Raw genomic sequence first — 19,182 nt, 5'->3', positions numbered from 1 at the left:
CCCGTTCGGACGTCCGTTCAGCGTAGGCGTCGGATGGCGAGGCTGCCAGCGGCCTGAGGGGAACGCGGCCGCGGTGCCGGATGCGCAAGGATGAACACTCGCCGACGGGGTCCAGTCTGGGGAGGTTCGATGCGCTATGGGGTGAAGGCCCGCGGTGCGGTGCGGGTGCTGGCCGGGGGCGCGGTGCTGACGTTCGTCACCGCCGGCTGCGGCATGCTCGGCGGCAACAAGAGCGAGGTCTGCGCAGACAGCAGGAAGGCGGTCGAGCAGTACGTGAGCCGGCTCCGGACGGTGGCCGCCAACGAACCCGCGCAGTGGAAGCAGGCCACCGAGCAACTCGCCGCCCGGTTCGACGTGCTGGCCGGCACGGCCGAGGACCAGGCGCTGCGCAAGGCGCTCAAGGACCAGGCGGCCGGGCTGCGCACCGCGGCCACCGCCCTGGGCACCGGCGACGCCGCCGCCCTCAACAAGACCCTCACCGACACCCCGGCGCGCCTCGGCGACGCCTGCGCATGACACGAGGAGGCGGCGTGGGGCGATGGACCCCACGCCGCCTCCTCGTGGTGATGAGCGCCTAGTCGCGGCGGACGGGACTCTCGTGGGCCGGAGCCTGCTGGGGCACGATCCGCTGCTGCCCGCCGCCGTCTCCGCCGCCGCCACCACCACCACCGCCGCCGCCGCCGTCTCCGCCCGGATCCGAGGGGCCGGGATCCTGCGGCGGCGGCTCCTGCGGGTCCTCCGGCCCGCCCGGATCACCCGGACCGCCGGGTCCCCCAGGGCCGGGCTCGGACGGCTCTGGATCCGGCCTCGGCGGTGCCGACGGCTGGTCTGGGGACCGCGGGCCGGGGTCCTGCGGCGGCGTGGTGGTCCGGTCCTGGCCACCGCCGTCCCAGGTGTAGCCGGACGGGGAGCCGAAGCTCTTGGGCGACAGGTTCAGGATGTCGACCGCGTCGGTCATGTACGTCCGCCAGATCTGCGCGGGGAGCACACCGCCGAACGCGCTGTAGCCGCCGATCTGGACCTGTTTGCTCGGGCTGTCGCTGCGGAAGATGGCGACCGAGGTGGCCAGCTGCGGGACGAAGCCGTTGAACCACAGCGCGTTGCCGTTGTCGGTGGTGCCCGTCTTGCCGGCCACGTCCCGCCCGTCGTACAGCTGGGCGCCGGTACCGGTCCCGCTCTGCACCACCCTGGTCATCGCGTACGTGGCGTCCCGCGCGACCTGCTCGCTGAAGACCCGCTCGCCCTTCTCGGTGTACTCGTGCTCCTCGCCGTCCAGCCCGGTGACGGCCTTGACCACGTACGGGGTGCGGTGGACGCCCTCGGCGGCGAACGTCGCGTACACCCCGGCCTGCTGCACCGGGTGCACGGACACCACGCCCAGCGGGAAGGTCGGCGCGTGGTTGGCGCCGTTGGCGGTCAGCTGCTCCTTGGGGATGCCCAGCTTCTCGGCCATCTCGGTGACCTTGTCCAGCCCGATCTCCTGGCCCAGATTGACATAGGCGGTGTTCACCGAGTTCTGGGTGGCGGTGACCAGGTTGATCATCCCGTAGCTGGTGCCGCCGCTGTTCTTGACCTCGGAGTCGTTGTAGTACTGCGGGGACCGGCCGTCCACCACGCTGCCCAGCGTCTTGCCGTCGTCGAGCGCGGCGGCCAGCACGATCGGCTTGAACCCCGAACCGGCCTGCGCCCAGTGGCCGAAGGAGGTGCTCAGCTGCTCCTCCAGATAGCCGCGGCCGCCGTAGAAGGCCACCACCCGGCCGGTGTCGGGATCGACCGAGACCAGCCCGGTGAGGGTGGACTTGCCGATGTCCTCGGGCAGGTTGGCCTTCACCGCCCGCTCGGCGGCGTCCATCAGCTTCTTGTCGAACGTGGTGGTGATCTTCAGCCCGCCGCGGTTGATCTCGTCCTCGGTGTAGCCGCGCCGCTCACGCAGCTCCTTCTGGGCGATGCGGACCATGTAGCCGGTCTGGCCCTTGAGGATGTCGGTGACCTTCTGCTTGACCGGTGCCGGGAAGCTCATCGCCGCCGCCTCGGCGGGCGTGAGCGCCCCGGTCTCGGTCATCGCGCTCACCACCGAGTGCCAGCGCTCCTCGGCCATCGCGCGGTGGCTGCCGGTGGGGTCGCCGAACGGGGTGGGCTGCTGGATCGCCGCCGCCAGGTAGGCCGCCTCTCCGGGGGTGAGCTTGCTGACGTCCTTGTTGTAGTACGCCTGGGCGGCGGCCTGGATGCCGTAGGCGTCCCGGCCGAAGTAGATGGTGTTCAGGTACTGCTCAAGGATCCAGTCCTTGTCCTTCTGGCTGCCCACCTTCAGGGAGACCATGATCTCCTTGAGCTTGCGGCTGACCGTGCGCTCCTGGCCGAGGCCCTGGTAGTAGTTGCGCACCATCTGCTGGGTGATGGTCGAGCCGCCCTGCAACTGCTCGCCGGAGACCGTCGACCAGAACGCGCGGAACGTGCCCCGTACCGAGACCCCCGGGTCCTCGTAGAAGCTGCGGTTCTCCGCCGCGATCACCGCGTCGCGGACGTGCTCGGGGACGGCGTCCAACTCGACCTTCTGCCGGTTCACGCCGATCTTGGCGATCAGGGTCTTGCCGTCGTCGTAGTAGAACTCCGGCCCCTGCGCCGTGGCGTCCTCCTGCGGGGAGGGGACGGGCGTGAGCATGTACGCCACCGCGAACGCGGCGATGGCCAGCACGACGAACCCCAGCACCCCGAACGCGATCCGGCGCGTGTAGCGCACCAGCCGGCTGCGCTGCTTGCGCTCCTTGCGCGGCCTGCGCCCGCCGTGCCCGGTGCTCGCCTCCGGTTTCTCCGTGGCCGCCTTGTCCTCCTCTTTGTCCATCACCGCGACACTTCCCGGCTCGGCGGCCGTCAACACCGCTGTACCGGTGCTTCCGGCCGTCGCCGGGGCGGCCCCGGCCGCGCCCGCGCCCGCGCCCGACGCCGCGGCACCGCTGGCCGCCGCCACCCCGACAGGCTCGGCCGCCGCCTCGGCGGGCGGCGTCATGCTCCGCGTGACCCCGGCCGGCTCGCCGCCCCCGTCCCCGGCGGGCTCCGGCGAGCCGGTGCCCGCCTCCACCCGGTGGGCGGACTCCGCCACGACCGCCGGCTCCACCGGATCAGCGGCCTGTGCCGCTACCTCGGCGACCTCGGAGGTCTCCGCGTGATCCACATCCGCTGAGGCGTCGTCCGCCGCCGTCGCGGCCCCGGCTGGGACCGCCACGGCGTCGTCGGGCGTCTCCGCGACCTCGCCGGTCGTCTCCATGGCCTCGTCGGGCGCCGCTACGGCGTCGCCGGGCGCATCCGTGGTCTCGTCAGTCGTCTTCGCGGCCTCGGAGGTCTCCGCGTGGTCCACATCCGCCGAGGCATCACCCGGAGCCACGGCTCCGGCCAGGGCGGCATCACCCGACGCCGTTGCGGCTCCGGCCGGGACCGCCGCGGCGTCATCGGGCGCATCCGTGGTCTGGTCGAGGGACTCTCCGGGTGTGCCGTCCGGCTGTACCGCGTCGTCGGAGAGCTGCGGGAGGTCGATGCGGGTCTCGACGGCGCCCTGCGGGAGGGCCGGGGAGTCGGCGCGGGTCTCCAGGGCTTCGTCGGAGAGCTGCGGGAGGTCGATGCGGGTCTTCTCGGACTCCTGGGGCGCGTCCGCGGCGGTGGCGGGCGGCGTGCCGGGGGAGTCCGGCGGGTCCGCGGGGTCCGCGGGGTCCGCGGGGAGCGGAGGGTCACCGGCGGCGGCCGGGGCCGCGTCGGTGTCGCTGTCGTCCGGCTCGATGGGCCTCGTAGGGTCCGAGCCCATGCCGCTGCTACTCACATGCCCCCCGTGATGTTCCTGTGACCGACGATACCCGAGGGCATCCGGGGTACCGATCCGTCACCGTCCACGTCCTCTGGCTTCCACAAACAGGACGATCAACACCTCTCAAAGGTTGTCGTGGTCGTTGTCACCGGGCCCGTACGGCCTGCCTCACGGCCGTTTTACGGGCGACCGAAAGAGGAGACGGCGGGAACCCCGTCCGGGTTCTCCGCCGTCTCCGACGTTCGCGTGGGTGTGGGCCTACTTGGGCGCGACGCCCAGGAGGTCCACGATGAACACCAGGGTGTCGTCACCCTTGATGCCGCCCTGCGGGTTGCCCTGCTTGCCGTACCCCTCCTTGGGCGGCAGGATCAGCATCACCCGGCTGCCGACCTTCTTACCGAGCAGGCCCTTGTCGAAGCCGGGCACGGTCTGGCCGGTGCCGATCTCGAACGGCTGCGGGGTGCCGCGCTTCCAGCTCGAGTCGAACTCCTTGCCGTTCTTCCAGATCTGCCCCTGGTAGCGGGTGACCGCGGTGTCGCCCTTGGCCAGCGCCGGGCCGTCGCCCTCGACCAGGGTCTTGACCACCAGCTTGTCGGGGGCCTCGGCGTCCGGCATCGTCACCTTGGGGGCCTTGCCCTCGTCGGCCTCGACGGTCGGCAGCCCGTCCTCGGAGAACTTCTTCTGCTTCCCGTACGGCGGGGCGTTCTTGGGGACGGACTCGACGACGTCCAGGACGAACAGCATCGAGTCGGTGCCGGAGATGCCCAGCTGGGGCTGGCCCTCCTTGCCGAACCCGTCGGCCGGCGGGATCTCGGCCATCACCCGGCTGCCGACGGTCTGGCCGCTCAGCAGCTTGTCGAGGGTCTTGTCGATGCCGGTCAGGTCCTTGTTGCCGACCTGGAAGGTGGCCGGCTTGCCGGCCTGGCCGGTCTCCTCGTTCTTGGCGTAGGTGCTGTTGATCTTGGTGCTGCCGCCCTCCTCGTCCTCCTCGCCGGTGGAGGCGGCAGGGCTCTGGGTGGCGCTCTTGGCGGGCCACTTGTAGTACGTCAGATGGACGTAGGCGAGGTCGCCGGCGGCGAGCGCGGGACCGGTGCCCTTGATCAGGACGCTGGAGGTGTACTTGCCGCTGGGGTGCAGGTCCTTGGGGATCTCCACCTTGGGCTCCTTGCCGAAGGCCCCGGTGATCTCGACCTCGGGACCCGGCCGGGTGAGGTACCAGGCGGTCCCGCCGGCCACCGCGAGCGCGGCCACCAGCAGCCCGGCGATCATGATCCGGCGGCGCTTCTTCGCCTGGGCCGCGGTCAGCGCGGACGGGCGAGGCGGGGTGCGGCGGGTAGACCCGCCGCTGATCCCGTGCGGCGTGAAGTCCGGACGTTTGATGCCCTGGGCGCTGGGCAGCTTCGCCTTCAGCCGCGGGCTGGGGGCCGGTGAGCCGCCGCTCGGCTTGTCATCCTCGGGCATTTTCCTCACTGTCTCCGGCTAGACGACACCTCAGAGCACACCTTGCCAGCACCGGCCTAAGGGCAGTGTGAAACCGTGCGAACAAGACCGGACCGAATGTATCGGGCCGGACCGGCCGCCGGAACCCGACGGGAGCGGCCTGCCCACGGGGCCGGGCCTGGCCCGTGGCCGGTGGCGGACTGCGCCGGGGGCAGTCTAGCCAGCCGGGCCGGGTCGGCGGTCCCGGAGAACGGTCAGGCCCGCCTCGCCCGCGGGGCGCAGCAGGGCCTCCTGGGCGATGGACGCCACCAGGACGCCGTCCGCCGTGTGCAGCGTGCCACGGGCCAGGCCGCGTGCGCCGAAGTTGGTCACCGGGTCCACCGAGTACAGCAGCCACCGGTCGACGCGCGCCGGCCGGTGGAACCACAGGGCGTGGTCCAGGCTGACCGCCATGGCCAGGGATCGCCGGGGCGAGCCGGGTGCGACGGCGCTGCTGACCACCGCCATGTCGGACAGGTAGGTGATCAGGCAGGCGTGCAGCGCCGGGTCGTCCCCCAGCGGCTCGCGGACCCGGATCCAGAACGGGTGGGGCAGCAGGGAGCCGCCGGGGTCGGGCCGCCGGACCAGCCGGATGTCGAACGCGGGCGGATGCCGCGGCAGCCGCGGCGGCTCCAGCCCCTGCGGGCCGGGCACCGGGGCGGGTGGGGGCGGCTGCCAGTCGTGTCCGGGCTCGGGGTCGTGGAAGGACGCCACCATCTCGAAGATCGGCTTGCCGCCCTGGGCGGCGGTGACGTGGCGGGTGGAGAAGGTGCGCCCGTCCCGGGTGCGGCCGACCTCCAGGCGCAGCGGCTCGCCGGGGAGCCCGGGACGGATGAAGTAGGCGTGCAGCGAGTGCGGCGGGCGCCCGGCGTCGACGGTCAGGCAGGCGGCGCGCAGGCTCTGGGCGGCGACCTGCCCGCCGAACAGCCGCTCCCGGCCCAGGGCGGGGGAGTCGGCGACGAAGACGTCCCCGTCCAGCGGCTGCAGGGCCAGCATCCGCGCGAGGGCGGGCGGGAGCTGGTCCGTCGGCTCGTCCGGCATGTCGAATCCCCTTCGGTCCGGCGTTCATCGTCGCATGCCGCCTGGTCTCGCCCTCGCGCCGCCCCGGCCGTCCGTTCGCGCGCCGTTCCGCGGACGGGGCGTGGCCCGATACGGCCCGTGTGCCGCGGCCCGCGGACGGGTACGGCGTGATCGCGGCGGCATGATTTGCCGCGCCGGATCGGGGCACGTCGTTCAGCGTGCCGAGGGTGGGGAACGTCACGCCCGTCCAGGATCATCGACCCCTAAGGAACACGGCTCCATGACCGATGCCGCGACACACGCCCGCACCGACGCCCTCCTCGACGAGGAACTCCGTCTGCTCGACGCGTACTGGCGAGCGGCCAACTACCTGTCGGCGGGGCAGATCTACCTGCTGGACAACCCGCTGCTGCGGGAGCCGCTGAAGCCGTCCGACATCAAGCCGCGGCTGCTGGGTCACTGGGGCACCTCACCGGGCCTGAACTTCTGCTACGCCCACCTCAACCGGGTCATCAGAGCCCGCGACCAGGACATGATCTACATCATGGGGCCGGGGCACGGCGGTCCCTCCGCGGTCGCCAACGCCTGGCTGGAGGGCACCTACAGCGAGGTCTACCCGGAGGTGTCGCAGGACGAGGCGGGGATGGCCCGGCTGTTCCGGCAGTTCTCCTTCCCCGGCGGCGTGCCCAGCCACGTCGCCCCGGAGACGCCCGGCTCGATCCACGAGGGCGGCGAGCTCGGCTACTCGCTGGCGCACGCGTTCGGCGCCGCGTTCGACAACCCGGACCTGGTGGTCGCCTGCATCGTGGGCGACGGCGAGGCCGAGACGGGCCCGCTGGCGACCAGCTGGCACTCCAACAAGTTCCTCGACCCGGCCGGTGACGGCGCGGTGCTGCCGATCCTGCACCTGAACGGCTACAAGATCGCCAACCCGACGGTGCTGGCCCGCATCCCCGAGGCCGAACTGGTGGCGCTGTTCGAGGGGTACGGGTACCGGCCTTACCTGGTCAGCGGTGACGACCCGGCCGTCATGCACGCCCGGATGGCCGAGGCCCTCGACCTGGCGATGGACGAGATCGCCGACATCCAGGCCACGGCCCGGCGCGGTGGCCGGGACGGCGTCCGGCCCCGCTGGCCGATGATCATCCTGCGCACGCCCAAGGGCTGGACCGGCCCCAGGGAGGTGGACGGCCTGCCGGTGGAGGGCACCTGGCGGTCCCACCAGGTGCCGCTGGCCGGAGTGCGCGACAACCCCGCTCACCTGGCACAACTGGAGAAGTGGCTGCGGTCGTACCGCCCCGAGGAGTTGTTCGACGAGATCGGGCGCCCAGTGCCGCAGGTACGTGCGCAGGCCCCGCAGGGGGATCGGCGGATGAGCGCGAATCCGCACGCCAACGGGGGTCTGCTGCTGCACCCGCTGGTGCTGCCCGACTTCCGCGACTACGCGGTCCCGGTGGACGAGCCCGGCACGACCTTCAGCGAGCCGACCCGGGTGCTCGGCTCCATGCTGCGGGACGTGGTCGCCCGCAACCCCGACAACTTCCGCATCATGGGGCCGGACGAGACCGCCTCCAACCGGCTGGGCGCCGTCTTCGAGGTGACCGACCGGGTGTGGGAGGCCGAACGGCTGCCCACCGACGAGCACCTGGCGTCGTCCGGCCAGGTGATGGAGGTGCTCAGCGAGCACCTGTGCCAGGGCTGGCTGGAGGGCTACCTGCTGACCGGCCGGCACGGGTTGTTCAACAGCTACGAGGCGTTCATCCACATCGTGGACGCGATGTTCAACCAGCACGCCAAGTGGCTGAAGGTCACCCGCCACCTGCCGTGGCGGCGGCCCATCGCCTCGCTGAACTACCTGCTGTCCTCGCACGTGTGGCGGCAGGACCACAACGGCTTCACCCACCAGGACCCCGGCTTCCTGGACGTGGTGATGAACAAGAAGCCCGAGATCATCCGGGTCTACCTGCCGCCGGACGCCAACACGCTGCTGTCGGTGGCCGACCACTGCCTGCGCTCGCGGGACTACGTCAACGTGGTCGTGGCGGGCAAGCAGCCGGTGCTGAACTGGCTGCCGATGGACGAGGCGGTCGTGCACTGCGCCCGCGGCATCGGCATCTGGGAGTGGGCGAGCACCGACGCCGGCGCCGACCCCGACGTGGTGCTGGCCTGCGCGGGCGACGTTCCGACGCTGGAGACGCTGGCCGCCGTCGACCTGCTGCGGCGGCACCTGCCGGAGATCCGGGTACGGGTCGTCAACGTGGTGGACCTGATGCGGCTACAGCCCGACACCGAGCACCCGCACGGCCTGAGCGACCGGGAGTTCGACTCGCTGTTCACCACCGACAAGCCGATCATCTTCGCCTTCCACGGCTACCCGTACCTGATCCACCGGCTCACCTACCGCCGCAACGGCCACGCCAACCTGCACGTGCGGGGCTACAAGGAGGAGGGCACCACGACCACGCCGTTCGACATGGTGATGCTCAACGACCTTGACCGCTTCCACCTGGTCATGGACGTCATCGACCGGATCCCCGCGCTGCGCGGCCGGGCCGGGCACGTCCGCCAGCACATGATGGACGAACGGTTCCGCCACCGCGCCTACACCCGCGAGTACGGCCAGGATCCCGCCGACATCAACGAGTGGGTCTGGCCCTACTGACAGGAGGCGATTCATGCGGGTGCTGACGGTCAACCCCGGGTCCAGCAGCCTCAAGCTCAGCCTGCTGGAGGACGACGACACGACGGTCTCACGCGCCGACCTGGCGACCGGCCCGGCCGAGCGCGAGGGCGAGGTGCTGGCCGCGGCGCTGTCGCGGATGCCCGTCCCGGACGCGGTCGGCCTGCGCTTCGTCCACGGCGGCTCGGACTATCACGGTCCGGTGCTCATCGACGACGCCGTGACCAAGCGGCTGTACGAGCTGGTCGACCTCGCGCCGCTACACCAGCCGCTGTCGCTGTACGGGCTGGAGGAGATAAGGCGCGCGCTGCCGGACGTCCCTGCCGTGGCGTGCTTCGACACCGCCTTCCACGCCGAGCTGCCGGACGCCGCCGCCACCTTCCCCCTGCCCGCGGAATGGCGGGAGCGCTTCAAGCTGCGGCGCTACGGCTTCCACGGGCTCTCCCACGCCTACGCGACGCGGCGGACGGGCCAGATGCTGGAGGTCGATCCGGCCAGGCTGCGCATCGTGGTGTGCCACCTGGGGGCGGGCGCCTCGCTGGCCGCCGTGGCGGGCGGCCGGTCGGTCGACACGACGATGGGGTTCACGCCGATCGACGGGCTGGTCATGGCGACCCGGCCCGGCAGCGTGGACCCCGGCCTGCTGATGTGGCTGCTGCAGCACGACGTTGCGATCGAGGAGCTCTCCGAGGCGCTCATCCACCGGTCGGGGCTGAAGGCGCTGGCCGGGACGGGCGACATGCGCGAGATCGAGCGGCGCGCGGCCGGCGGCGACATGGCGGCTCAGCTGGCGGTGGAGGTGTACCTGCACCGGCTGCGCGGCTGCATCGCCGCCATGACCGCCGCGCTCGGCGGCCTGGACGTGCTGGTGTTCACCGGCGGTGTCGGCGAGCACGACGCCCGGGTGCGGCGGAGCGTGGCCGAGGGGCTGGCCTATCTGGGCGTGGACGTGGACGAGGAGGCCAACGAGTCCGCGCACGCCGACGCCGACATCACCGCCGCGGGCGCCGCCGTCCGCACCCTGGTCGTCACCTCACGAGAGGACCTGGAGATCGCTGCCGGCGTCCGCCGCGTGCTGGCCTGAGCCGGTGGCAGGCTCGGACGGAAACGACTCCGTCCAAGCCTGCGGCGTTTCCCACCCGGGGTGCGGTGAGTCCGGTCCGGGTTGCGGTGGGTCTGGCCGGGACCGGTGCGCGGTCCTGCGCCGTCGGCGGGGAACGGTCCCACCTGGCCCTACAGCGTTCCCCGCGTGAGCTGCGACGAGTCCGGGCGCTGGACGCATGCGGCGCACCGGGGCACGTCCGGCTGACAAAAGTGCCCGCCGACTTTGTCAGCGCGTTCGAGGACTTCCGGGCGCCGGGCGCATACAAACGTCAGGCCAGACGTTCCGGCACGCAGGAGGTCCCCCACATGCGTTGCACTCCAGGAATCCCCCCGGTGGGCGCGTCTCGGCTGCGCCGCGCGTTCGGCCTGCTGGCCGCCGTGCTCCTGCTGACGGCGCTGGTGCCGGCCACCGCCGGGGCGGCGGCGCGGGCCGCGCTGCGGCCGATCGTGTTCGTGCACGGGTTCTTCGGGTCCGGCAGTCAGTTCGCCACCCAGGCCAAGCGGTTCGCCTCCAACGGCTACCCGGCCTCCCACATCCAGTACGAGGAGTACGACTCGCTGTTCGTCAGCAACACCCGCGAGGAGGTGCTCGCCTCGCTCGACCGGCGCATCGCGCAGTTGAAGGCGGCCACGGGCGCCGACAAGGTCGAGTTGGTCGGGCATTCCCTGGGCACCTCGATCTCGCAGGAGTACCTCAACAGCTCGCCACAACGGGCGGCCGATGTCGCGCACTACGTCAACATCGACGGCACGACCGCCACCTCCCTGCCGGGCGGCGTGCCCACGCTGGCGCTGTGGGCCGAGGGACGCGAGGACAGCACCATCACCGGCGCGACCAACGTGCACCTGCCCAACGAGTCGCATGTGGAGAACGCCTCGTCCCCGGCGTCCTTCGCCGCTATGTACGAGTTTTTCACCGGGCGGAAGCCGCAGACCACCCAGGTCGTCGCCGAGCAGGGGGAGATCCAGCTCGCCGGGCGCGCGGTGCGCTTCCCGAGCAACACCAGTCCCGGCGACGCCGTGGTGGACGTGTTCGAGGTGGACCCCGCCACCGGGCGGCGCACCACCCAGCAGCCGATCCAGTCGATGCGGGTGAGCGCCGACGGCTCGTTCGGGCCGTTCCGCGCCAGTGGCAGCGCCTACTACGAGTTCCGGCTCACCCGTTCCGACACCGACCAGCAGCACCACCTGTACTTCGAGCCGTTCCGGCGCACCGACCTCGGCGTCCGCCTGCTCAGCTCGGACCCGGGCAGGGGTGTGGACCGGCTCATCCAGCGCGGCCCCGGCCATGTGGCCCTGCTGGCGTACCGCAACAAGGAGTGGTGGGGCGACCAGGGCGCCGGCGGCGACACCCTGACCATCAACGGGGTCCCGGTGGTGAACGAGGGCACCGCCCCGCGCGACAAGCGGGCGATCGGGCTGTTCGCCTTCGACCGGTTCTCCGACCGCCGCTCCCACCCGGACCGCTCGTTCGGGCTGTTCCCCGCCCTGCCCTTCATGACCGCCGTCGACCTGTTCATGGCCTCGGCGGAGCCGGCGACCGGCACCGTCACGCTGGCCACCACCCAGCGCGGCGGCGGTCGGCCCACCCGGATCACCATCCCGAACTGGCCCTCGCAGACCCACACCGTCACCGTCAACTTCAACGACCACGTCTCCTGACCCGTCCGACCGCGGCCGAGGCGCGGGCCAGGCGACTCCCGCCGCGCCGAGGCCACCCGCCCGCAGGCCCGGCCGTCCCCGTCCGGCCGGGCCTGCGGCCGTCCCCGTGCGGTCCGTTCGCGGGTCACGGATGGGTGAAATCTCCGATTCTCGGCAGTCCGTGCCCTGCGGCGTTAAGTTTGGTGCGCAGTACAGGCCGAGGGACGGAAGGAATCCCGACGTGACCGACGAGACGCCCGACCAGGCACCTCCCAAGATCGACACCTCCGTGCCGCACTCGGCCCGGATTTGGAACTACTGGCTGGGCGGCAAGGACAACTACGAGGTCGACCGGATCGCCGGCGACCAGTACATGGCGGTGTTCCCGCAGATCGTCGAGCTGGCCCGGTCGGGCCGGCACTTCCTGGCACGGGCCATCCACTACCTGGCCGGCGAGGCCAAGGTCCGCCAGTTCCTGGACATCGGCACCGGGCTGCCGACCGTGGACAACACCCACGAGGTCGCCCAGCGGATCGCGCCGGACGCCCGGATCGTCTACGTCGACAACGACCCGCTGGTGCTGGCGCACGCCCGGGCCCTGCTGACCAGCACCCCCGAGGGCGCCACCACCTACCTGGACGCCGACGTGCGCGACCCGGAGAAGATCATCGAGAGGGCCAAGGATCTGCTGGACTTCTCCCAGCCGGTGGCCATCATGCTGATGGGGGTGCTCGGGCACGTCACCGACGAGGAGGCGGTGTCGATCGTCCGGCGGCTGGCTGCGGAGCTGCCGTCGGGCGGCTACATGGCCTTCTACGAGGCCACCGACACCGACCAGTCGTTCCAGGAGGCCCAGAGCGGTTACGACGACACCGGCGCGACCCCCTACCGGCTGCGCAGCCGCGAGGTGATCGAGCGGTACTTCGAGGGGCTGGAGCTGGTGGAGCCGGGGCTGGTGCAGGGCCCGCAGTGGCGTCCCGAGGTGGAGCCGCTGGAGCACAAGGACCACCCGACGCTGGCCGCCGTCGCGCGCAAGCCCTGATTCTCCGGTTTCAGCAGACCTGGAGTCCGGACCCGGTCCCGTCCGAAACCTGAGAAACATGGCCGGGTCCGGCCATTTTGTCGCGTGTGTCCGCATGCGTGCGCATGGCCCTGGTGTGAAGCTGTAACGACCGCCTGTTCAGGCCGTCATCTGATGAGGATCCGCCCTTGATCTCCACCACTGTCAACGACGGCTCCGGTCGGGCTCCCGCCGAGCCCGACCCGGCCGGTCCCCTGATCGCACGGATGGTGCTGGGCGCGCGGTTGCGCGAGTTGCGGGAGTCCCGCGGCATCTCGCGGGAGCAGGCGGGCCGGACGATCCGGGCCTCCTCCTCCAAGATCAGCCGGCTGGAGCTCGGCCGCACCGGCTGCAAGCTGCGGGACGTAACCGATCTGCTGGACCTCTACGACGCCGAGCGGTCGGAACGTTCCACCCTGCTCGCCCTGGTGGAGCGGGCCAACGCCCCCGCCTGGTGGCAGGCCTACCACGACATCGTGCCCCACTGGCTGCGGGCCTACCTGAGCGCCGAGCAGACCGCCAGCCACATCCGGTGCTTCGAGGTCCAGTTCGTTCCCGGACTGCTGCAGACCGAGGACTACGCCCGCGAGGTCATCCGGCTCGACCACGCCGCCGTCCCGGCCCCGGAGCTGGCCCGCCGCCTCGAACTGCGGATGGGCCGCCAGCGAATCCTGACCCGGCGGTCCCGACCGGTCAACCTGTGGGCGGTGCTGGACGAGGCGGTGCTGCGGCGGCCCATCGGCGGCCCGGCGACGATGCGGGGCCAACTGGAGCGTCTGGTCGAGGTCTGCCGGATGCCGAACGTCACCGTCCAGATCGTGCCGTTCGCGGCCGGCGGGCACGCGGCGGCGGGCGGCTCGGTCACCCTGGTCCGCCTCCCGCATCCGGACCTGCAGGACACGGTCTTTCTGGAGCAACTCGACAGCGCCGTCTACCCGGACCGGCCCGCCGAGATCGACTACTACTGGCAGGCGTTCCACACGCTGGTGACCGAGGCCGAGCCGCCCGACCGCACCCCGGAGATCATCGAGAGCGTGCTGGCCGACTATCCCGAGTGACCGGCCCCATCACCGACCGGGAGAAAGAGCGCGGCAGGACGGGCAGCGCCAGGCGTTCCAGGCGGCCCTGCGGGACAAGGTCCGGCTCCAGGTAGCGCTGCACGAGGGCGCCCTTGTGCAGCGCCGTGATGATCCGGACCACGTCCTGTGGCGCGGCGGTGAACTCCCGCCCCGTCCGGCGCATTGCCCTGGTGGCCGGCGCGCCGTGATCCCGCCGGCGCGGGGCCGCAGCCGCTCCCCGCGAAGCGCCCGGTGTCGTTGGCCGTTTGCGCACGGGTGGAGCGGTGCGGGTGTCGTGCGGAGGCCTTGAAGGCGCCCCTCCCGTTATCCGCGGGAACCGTAAAGACGTATTCCAGCCGCCGATACCGGTGGGTATTCATCTTCCATTGTCGTGTTTCGAGTGGACTGTGGAGGAATTTCAGATAACTGGAGACATTTACTGGTTCTTCGGTGGTCGGCGCGTCGAATTCCTGGGTAACGTCGGCCATCGTCGCCGCCGGACGGTCAGGCGGCCCGCGACTCCCATCGGAGGGGAGACCGTGCTCGGTATCGACCATTGCCTGGACCACGTCATGGCCATTCCCGGGGCGCAGCGCGTGACGTTGGTGGACGGCGCCAGCGGGCTCGCGGTGGCCGCCGCCGGCCGTGCGGACCTCGCGGACCAGCACGAGGACGCCGCCGGCACGACCGACGTGGTACGCGCCGTGCTGGCCGCCCCGAGCCTGCGGACCAGCGGAACGGGCGAGGACGTCGAGGACATCATCGTCTCCGGCGCCCACGGGTACCACCTGCTCACCCTGCTCGGCACCGCTTTCGACGGCCGGCTGTTCCTGCACGTGCACATCGACGGCGGCGCCGGGAACCTGGCGCTGGCCAGGATCAGGATGCGCGAGATCGTGCGCGAGATGACGGGCTCGTGAGATGCCGCCGACCGACCGGATCGCGGCCGAACTGCACCGGCTGGGCGAGCGGCGGGCCACCGGAATGCTGCGGGTGGGCGCCGAGGGGGCGTTCTTCCTCGTCGACGGCGCCGTCACCTTCGCCCAGCACCGCCGTGCCCCCGGGCTGGACGAGTTGGTGACCGCCTCCGGCCGGGTGCCGGCCGAGCAGTGGTGGCGCGACCGCCGGGCCGGGCGCCCGCCCGGCGGGCTCGGCCGGGCCGAACTGGAGCTGTTCGCGCTACTGACGACCTTCGACGCCGGCTACTTCCTGCTCGGCTCGCGGTCCGAGGCGCACTTCGCCGAGGACGTGCGGCACGATCTGGCGCCGATCTGCCGCATCGCCCCCGGCACCCTGGCCTTCGAGGCCGAGCACCGCCGGGCGCTGCTGGACGCGCAGTGGCCCTCGGCGCAGGCCGACGAGGCGCCGGTCGTCCCGGTCCGCAGGCTGCGCCGCCAGCGGCTGGTGCTGACCGGCCTGCAGGCGGAGATCCTGCTCAACGCCGACGGTCGGCGTACCCCCGCCGAGCTGGCCCGCGACCTCGGCCGTACCGCCTACGGCTGCCTGCTGGCGGTGCGCGGCCTGGCCGCCGACGCGCTGATCGAACACGCGGGCACACCGCGTCAGCCGCCCGGCGCGGAGCCGCCCGCGGAGCCGCCCGCAGAGCCTTCTGCGGAGCCGTCCGCCGTGCCGATCCGGTGGGGGCCGGTCGACCAGGACGTGCTGCACCGGCTGCGTGCGGCACTGGAACAGATGGCGTGACCCGGTGAGCCCGATGCGGCGGCAACTGGAGAACCTGATCGAAAGGCTGACCAAGGTGACGGTCCAACCCCCGGCCGACGGCCGCACGCCCGCAGTGCCCGGCGCGTCGGTGCTCGGCGAACTGCACGCGCTGCGCCACCGGCTGCCCGGGCTCACCGGCAGCCTGGTCGCCTCCGCGGACGGCCTGCCGGTGGCCGCGGACCTGCCCCCGCAGGTCGAGCCGGCCGGGATGGCCGCGCTGACCACCTCCGGCCTGGCGCTGTCCCAACGGATCGCGCTGACCGTCCAGGACGGCGGGTTCCAGGAGGTGGTGATCCGCGCCACCGGCGGCTACGTGGTGACCTACGCGGCCGGTCTCGTCGCGTCCCTGACCGTGCTGGCCGGTCCCGGCGTCAACGTCGGCCGGCTGCACCTGGAGTCCCGGCCGGCGGCCGCCCGGATCGCCGCCCTGCTGGAGGAGGCCGGCGCCGCCGCGCCGCGCCCGCCGCCCGCCGAGGGCCCGCGCCATCGCCGAAACCGTCAGTGACCAGTGAAGGGATATGTACATGGCGAACATCGACATCGCGCTCAAGGACATCATGGCGATCGACGGGGCCGTGGGCGCCGCCGTCGTGGACTACGGCAGCGGAATGGCCCTCGGGACGCTGAGCAGTTCCAAGGTCCTGGACCTGAACGTCGCCGCCGCGGGCAACACCGAGGTGGTGCGGGCCAAGCTGCGCACGATGGAGCAGCTCGGCCTCAAGGACGACATCGAGGACATCCTCATCACGCTGTCCGGCCAGTACCACATCATCCGCCCGCTCACCGGCCGCAAGAACTCGGGCCTGTTCCTGTACGCGGCCTTGGACCGGTCGCGGGCCAACCTCGCGCTCGCCCGCCACCGCCTCAAGTCCATCGAGGAGGAGCTGGAGATCTGAGGCCGCCCCGCGCGGCCGGCCGGCCGGATCCGCCCGGCCCCCTCGGTGAACGCCGCGCCCTCAGGTCCGTACGCCACGTTGCCGCGCAGTCCCCGACGCTGAAGAGGCCATTCGGCAAATCCCTTTTACTGCGGTCCGTATTTCGGTTGCCCAGGGGACGCACGGGATTTACGGCACGATTTGCTCACTCATGATCCATATGGGTTGCCAGGTGTCCGCCCGCCATGTCAGATCTGAACGAGTTTCAGGTTCGGCCCGAGGGGGGCGCATGGCGGTGGACGCCGGCGAACAGGACGTCGCACAGCGGCTCGGCCGCACGCTGAGCACACCGAAGATCGTGTTCCTGGTGGTGGCGGCGGCCGCGCCGCTGGTGGCGATGGCGGGCACGGTGCCGCTGTCGATGGGCGCCGGGAACGGGGCGGGCGTGCCCGGCGCCTATCTCGTCGCGACCGTGACGCTGCTGTGCTTCTCGGTGGGGTACGCGGCCATGGCGCGGCGCGTCACCGACGGCGGCGGTTTCTACACCTACCTGGCGCGCGGGCTGGGACGCCCGGTGGCCGCCGCCGGGGCGGTGTTCGCGCTCGTCGCCTACAACGCGCTGGTGGCGGCGCTGGCCGGAGGCATCGGCTACTTCCTCACCGACGGGGCCGAGGCGCCCGGCCCGTGGTGGGCGTGGAGCGCCGCCGCGATCGCGATCATGGCGGTGCTCGGCTTCCGCAGCGTGGACCTGTCCGCGAAGCTGCTGGCGGTGCTGCTGACCTGCGAGGTGGCGGTGCTGCTGGTCTTCGACGTCGCGGTGCTGGCCGACCGGGGGCTGGACGCCTTCGTCGCCGCCTCGTTCGACCCGGGGACGGTGCTGGCCGGGGCGCCGGGCGTGGCGTTCATGTTCGCGTTCGGCTCGTTCGCCGGGTTCGAGGGGGCCGCGCTCTATGCGGAGGAGACCAGGGACCCGGCCCGGGCGGTGCCGCGCGCCACCTACACGGCCGTCCTGGTGATCGGCCTATTCTACACCCTGACCAGCTGGCTGACGGTCGGGGCGCTGGGCGCCGAACGGGCGCAGCCGGTCGCCGACGCCGAGGAGGGCGACCTGCTGTTCAACCTGACCCGGGAGTTCCTGGGCACGGGGGTGGAGGCGGTGTTCGGGCTGCTGGTGATCACCAGCGTGTTCGCCTCGCTGCTGTCCTCGCACAACGCGGCGGGCCGCTACCTGTTCTCGCTGGCCCGCGACGGACTGGCCCCCGCCCGACTGGGCCGGGTGCATCCGCGGCACCGGTCCCCGTACGCCGCGAGCCTGGCGCAGACCGCCTTCACCGCCCTGGTGGTGGCCGCGTTCGCGATCGCCGGGCTGGATCCCTACCGCAACCTGGTGACGATCATGAGCGGGCTGTCGACCCTGGGGATCGTGCTGCTGCAGGCGTTCGCGGCGATCGCGGTGGTGGTGTACTTCCGCCGCCACCGGGCCGGGACGGTGCTCAGGACGCTGGCCGCCCCGCTGGCCGGGTGCGCCGGGCTGCTGACGGCGACCGCCCTGCTGCTGGCGAACTTCCGGACGCTGGCGCACAGCGACGCCCTGGTGATCCTCGCACTGCCGTACCTGGTGATGGCGCTGGCGCTGGCCGCGGCCCTGTACGCGGCCCGGCTGCGGCACGCCGACCCACGGCGGTACGCCCGCATCGGACATCCGGCGTCCGCCACCGCCGCCACCCGCGAAGGGGAGACCGATGACGTACACGCTGGCTGAACTGCCCGAGCACGTGGGCGAGGAGCTGATGTGCTCCGGGTGGGCGGAGCTGGGCGCCGCCGACGAGCAGGCGTTCGCCGAGGCCACCTTTCTGCGGGAGGACTTCCTGGGCCGCCCGCCGTCCAACGGCGACCCCTACGGGGACAGGATGATCTCCGGGTTCCTGCTGCTGTCGATCCTGGTGGCCTTCCACAAACGCGACCTGGACGTGGACCTGGAAGGCCGCTACGGGCTGAACTACGGCGTGGACCGGGTGCGCTTCCTGCGGCCCGTCCTGGCAGGGCAGCGGGTCCGGGTGCGTGCCGAGCTGGTCGAGGCCCGCGAGAAGGCGCCGGGGCGGATGCGCCTCGTCACCCGCAACGTCCTGGAGGTCGAGGGGGCCGAGGGGCCCGCGATGATCGCCGACTGGATCACGCTGTTCGTGGACCCGAAGGCGCCCGGTGCCTGAGCTGCCCGGGGAGGGGATCGTCCCCGAGGCCGACCGGGCCTGCGGCTTCCTGGATTACTGGGCCGAGCGCCGTCCCGACGCGCCACTGGACGACCTGGCGGGGACGCGCCGCATCCATCGGTAGGCGGCCGAGGACGTGGCGCGCTGCGCGCCACCGGCGCCCGCCTCACCACCGTGTACGGCCTGACCGAGAGCTGCGTCGCGGTCGCCTACAACGACCCGGCCGCCGACGACGAGACGCTGGCGACGACGATCGGCCGCCCCGACCCCCGGCTGGAGCTGCGGCTGGTGGACGACGGCGGGGCCGAGGCGCCGCCGGGCAGGCCCGGTGAGATCCAGCTCCGCAACCCGTGCATGATGACCGGTTACCTGGGGCTGGAGGAGGCGACCGAGCAGGCGTTCACCCCGGACGGGTTCCTGCGCACCGGCGACGTGGCCGTCCGCCGCCCGGACGGGAAGGTCGACAAGGCCGCGCTGGGCTCCGCGCGCTGACGGCCGTCCCGTTCCGGTCGATATCCGTCGTACCGCTGGCGGGGC

Annotated in this window: 17 protein-coding genes; 14 read left to right on the top strand and 3 right to left on the bottom strand. The window is 72.1% G+C overall.

Annotation, left to right across the window (positions count from 1 at the left end; all coding sequences use genetic code 11):
- Positions 1-129 precede the first annotated feature (129 nt).
- Entirely contained in the window at positions 130-516 is a 387-nt protein-coding gene (locus tag C4U03_RS17380; protein ID WP_103938816.1) for a hypothetical protein, read from the top strand.
- Between the two features lie 58 nt (positions 517-574).
- Here C4U03_RS17380 and C4U03_RS17375 read toward each other — a convergent pair whose 3' ends face one another.
- The 3 genes from C4U03_RS17375 to C4U03_RS17365 form a co-directional block, all read right to left on the bottom strand.
- Positions 575-3,796, bottom strand: a complete 3,222-nt coding sequence (locus tag C4U03_RS17375) for a transglycosylase domain-containing protein (protein WP_103938815.1) — start codon at positions 3,794-3,796, stop codon at positions 575-577.
- A 258-nt stretch (positions 3,797-4,054) separates the two neighbouring features.
- Entirely contained in the window at positions 4,055-5,257 is a 1,203-nt protein-coding gene (locus C4U03_RS17370; RefSeq protein ID WP_103938814.1) for an FKBP-type peptidyl-prolyl cis-trans isomerase, read from the bottom strand.
- A 195-nt stretch (positions 5,258-5,452) separates the two neighbouring features.
- Positions 5,453-6,316, bottom strand: coding sequence for an acyl-CoA thioesterase (locus C4U03_RS17365; protein WP_200827290.1), 864 nt, complete (start codon positions 6,314-6,316; stop codon positions 5,453-5,455).
- Between the two features lie 259 nt (positions 6,317-6,575).
- Between C4U03_RS17365 and C4U03_RS17360 the strand changes: the two genes are divergently transcribed.
- The 13 genes from C4U03_RS17360 (at position 6,576) to C4U03_RS17305 (ending at position 19,137) form a co-directional block, all read left to right on the top strand.
- On the top strand, positions 6,576-8,957 hold the full coding sequence (locus C4U03_RS17360) for a phosphoketolase family protein (RefSeq protein WP_103938813.1): 2,382 nt from the start codon (positions 6,576-6,578) through the stop codon (positions 8,955-8,957).
- Between the two features lie 13 nt (positions 8,958-8,970).
- A complete protein-coding gene (locus C4U03_RS17355) occupies positions 8,971-10,059 on the top strand; it encodes an acetate/propionate family kinase (protein ID WP_103938812.1) in 1,089 nt (362 codons plus the stop codon).
- A 353-nt stretch (positions 10,060-10,412) separates the two neighbouring features.
- Positions 10,413-11,741: an alpha/beta fold hydrolase gene (locus tag C4U03_RS17350; RefSeq protein ID WP_103938811.1), complete on the top strand. Its 1,329-nt coding sequence runs from the start codon at positions 10,413-10,415 to the stop codon at positions 11,739-11,741.
- A gap of 220 nt (positions 11,742-11,961) precedes the next feature.
- Complete coding sequence (locus tag C4U03_RS17345; RefSeq protein ID WP_103938810.1) at positions 11,962-12,762, top strand: SAM-dependent methyltransferase; 801 nt, start codon at positions 11,962-11,964, stop codon at positions 12,760-12,762.
- Between the two features lie 167 nt (positions 12,763-12,929).
- Entirely contained in the window at positions 12,930-13,838 is a 909-nt protein-coding gene (locus C4U03_RS17340) for a helix-turn-helix domain-containing protein (protein ID WP_235017922.1), read from the top strand.
- A 539-nt stretch (positions 13,839-14,377) separates the two neighbouring features.
- A complete protein-coding gene (locus tag C4U03_RS17335) occupies positions 14,378-14,758 on the top strand; it encodes a hypothetical protein (protein ID WP_103938809.1) in 381 nt (126 codons plus the stop codon).
- 1 nt (position 14,759) lies between these two features.
- Entirely contained in the window at positions 14,760-15,539 is a 780-nt protein-coding gene (locus tag C4U03_RS17330; RefSeq protein ID WP_103938808.1) for a hypothetical protein, read from the top strand.
- A gap of 13 nt (positions 15,540-15,552) precedes the next feature.
- Entirely contained in the window at positions 15,553-16,065 is a 513-nt protein-coding gene (locus C4U03_RS17325; RefSeq protein ID WP_103938807.1) for a roadblock/LC7 domain-containing protein, read from the top strand.
- A 19-nt stretch (positions 16,066-16,084) separates the two neighbouring features.
- Positions 16,085-16,456, top strand: a complete 372-nt coding sequence (locus C4U03_RS17320; RefSeq protein ID WP_103938865.1) for a hypothetical protein — start codon at positions 16,085-16,087, stop codon at positions 16,454-16,456.
- Positions 16,457-16,724: 268 nt separating this feature from the next.
- Complete coding sequence (locus C4U03_RS17315) at positions 16,725-18,197, top strand: APC family permease (RefSeq protein WP_103938806.1); 1,473 nt, start codon at positions 16,725-16,727, stop codon at positions 18,195-18,197.
- Positions 18,178-18,645: a hotdog family protein gene (locus C4U03_RS17310; RefSeq protein ID WP_103938805.1), complete on the top strand. Its 468-nt coding sequence runs from the start codon at positions 18,178-18,180 to the stop codon at positions 18,643-18,645. The genes C4U03_RS17315 and C4U03_RS17310 overlap by 20 nt, the downstream gene beginning before the upstream one ends.
- The gene (locus C4U03_RS42515) at positions 18,638-18,769 is read left to right on the top strand and encodes a hypothetical protein (RefSeq protein WP_268817511.1); all 132 of its coding nucleotides are present in this window, start codon (positions 18,638-18,640) and stop codon (positions 18,767-18,769) included. Before C4U03_RS17310 ends, C4U03_RS42515 begins: the two co-directional genes overlap by 8 nt.
- A 20-nt stretch (positions 18,770-18,789) precedes the next feature.
- A complete protein-coding gene (locus tag C4U03_RS17305) occupies positions 18,790-19,137 on the top strand; it encodes an AMP-binding protein (protein WP_235017932.1) in 348 nt (115 codons plus the stop codon).
- Positions 19,138-19,182: the final 45 nt, after the last annotated feature.

This window comes from Thermomonospora echinospora (assembly GCF_900108175.1).
GTDB lineage: Bacteria > Actinomycetota > Actinomycetes > Streptosporangiales > Streptosporangiaceae > Thermomonospora > Thermomonospora echinospora.
Note: the sequence above shows the minus strand (reverse complement) of the source record. Positions and strands in the feature narration are given on the sequence as shown.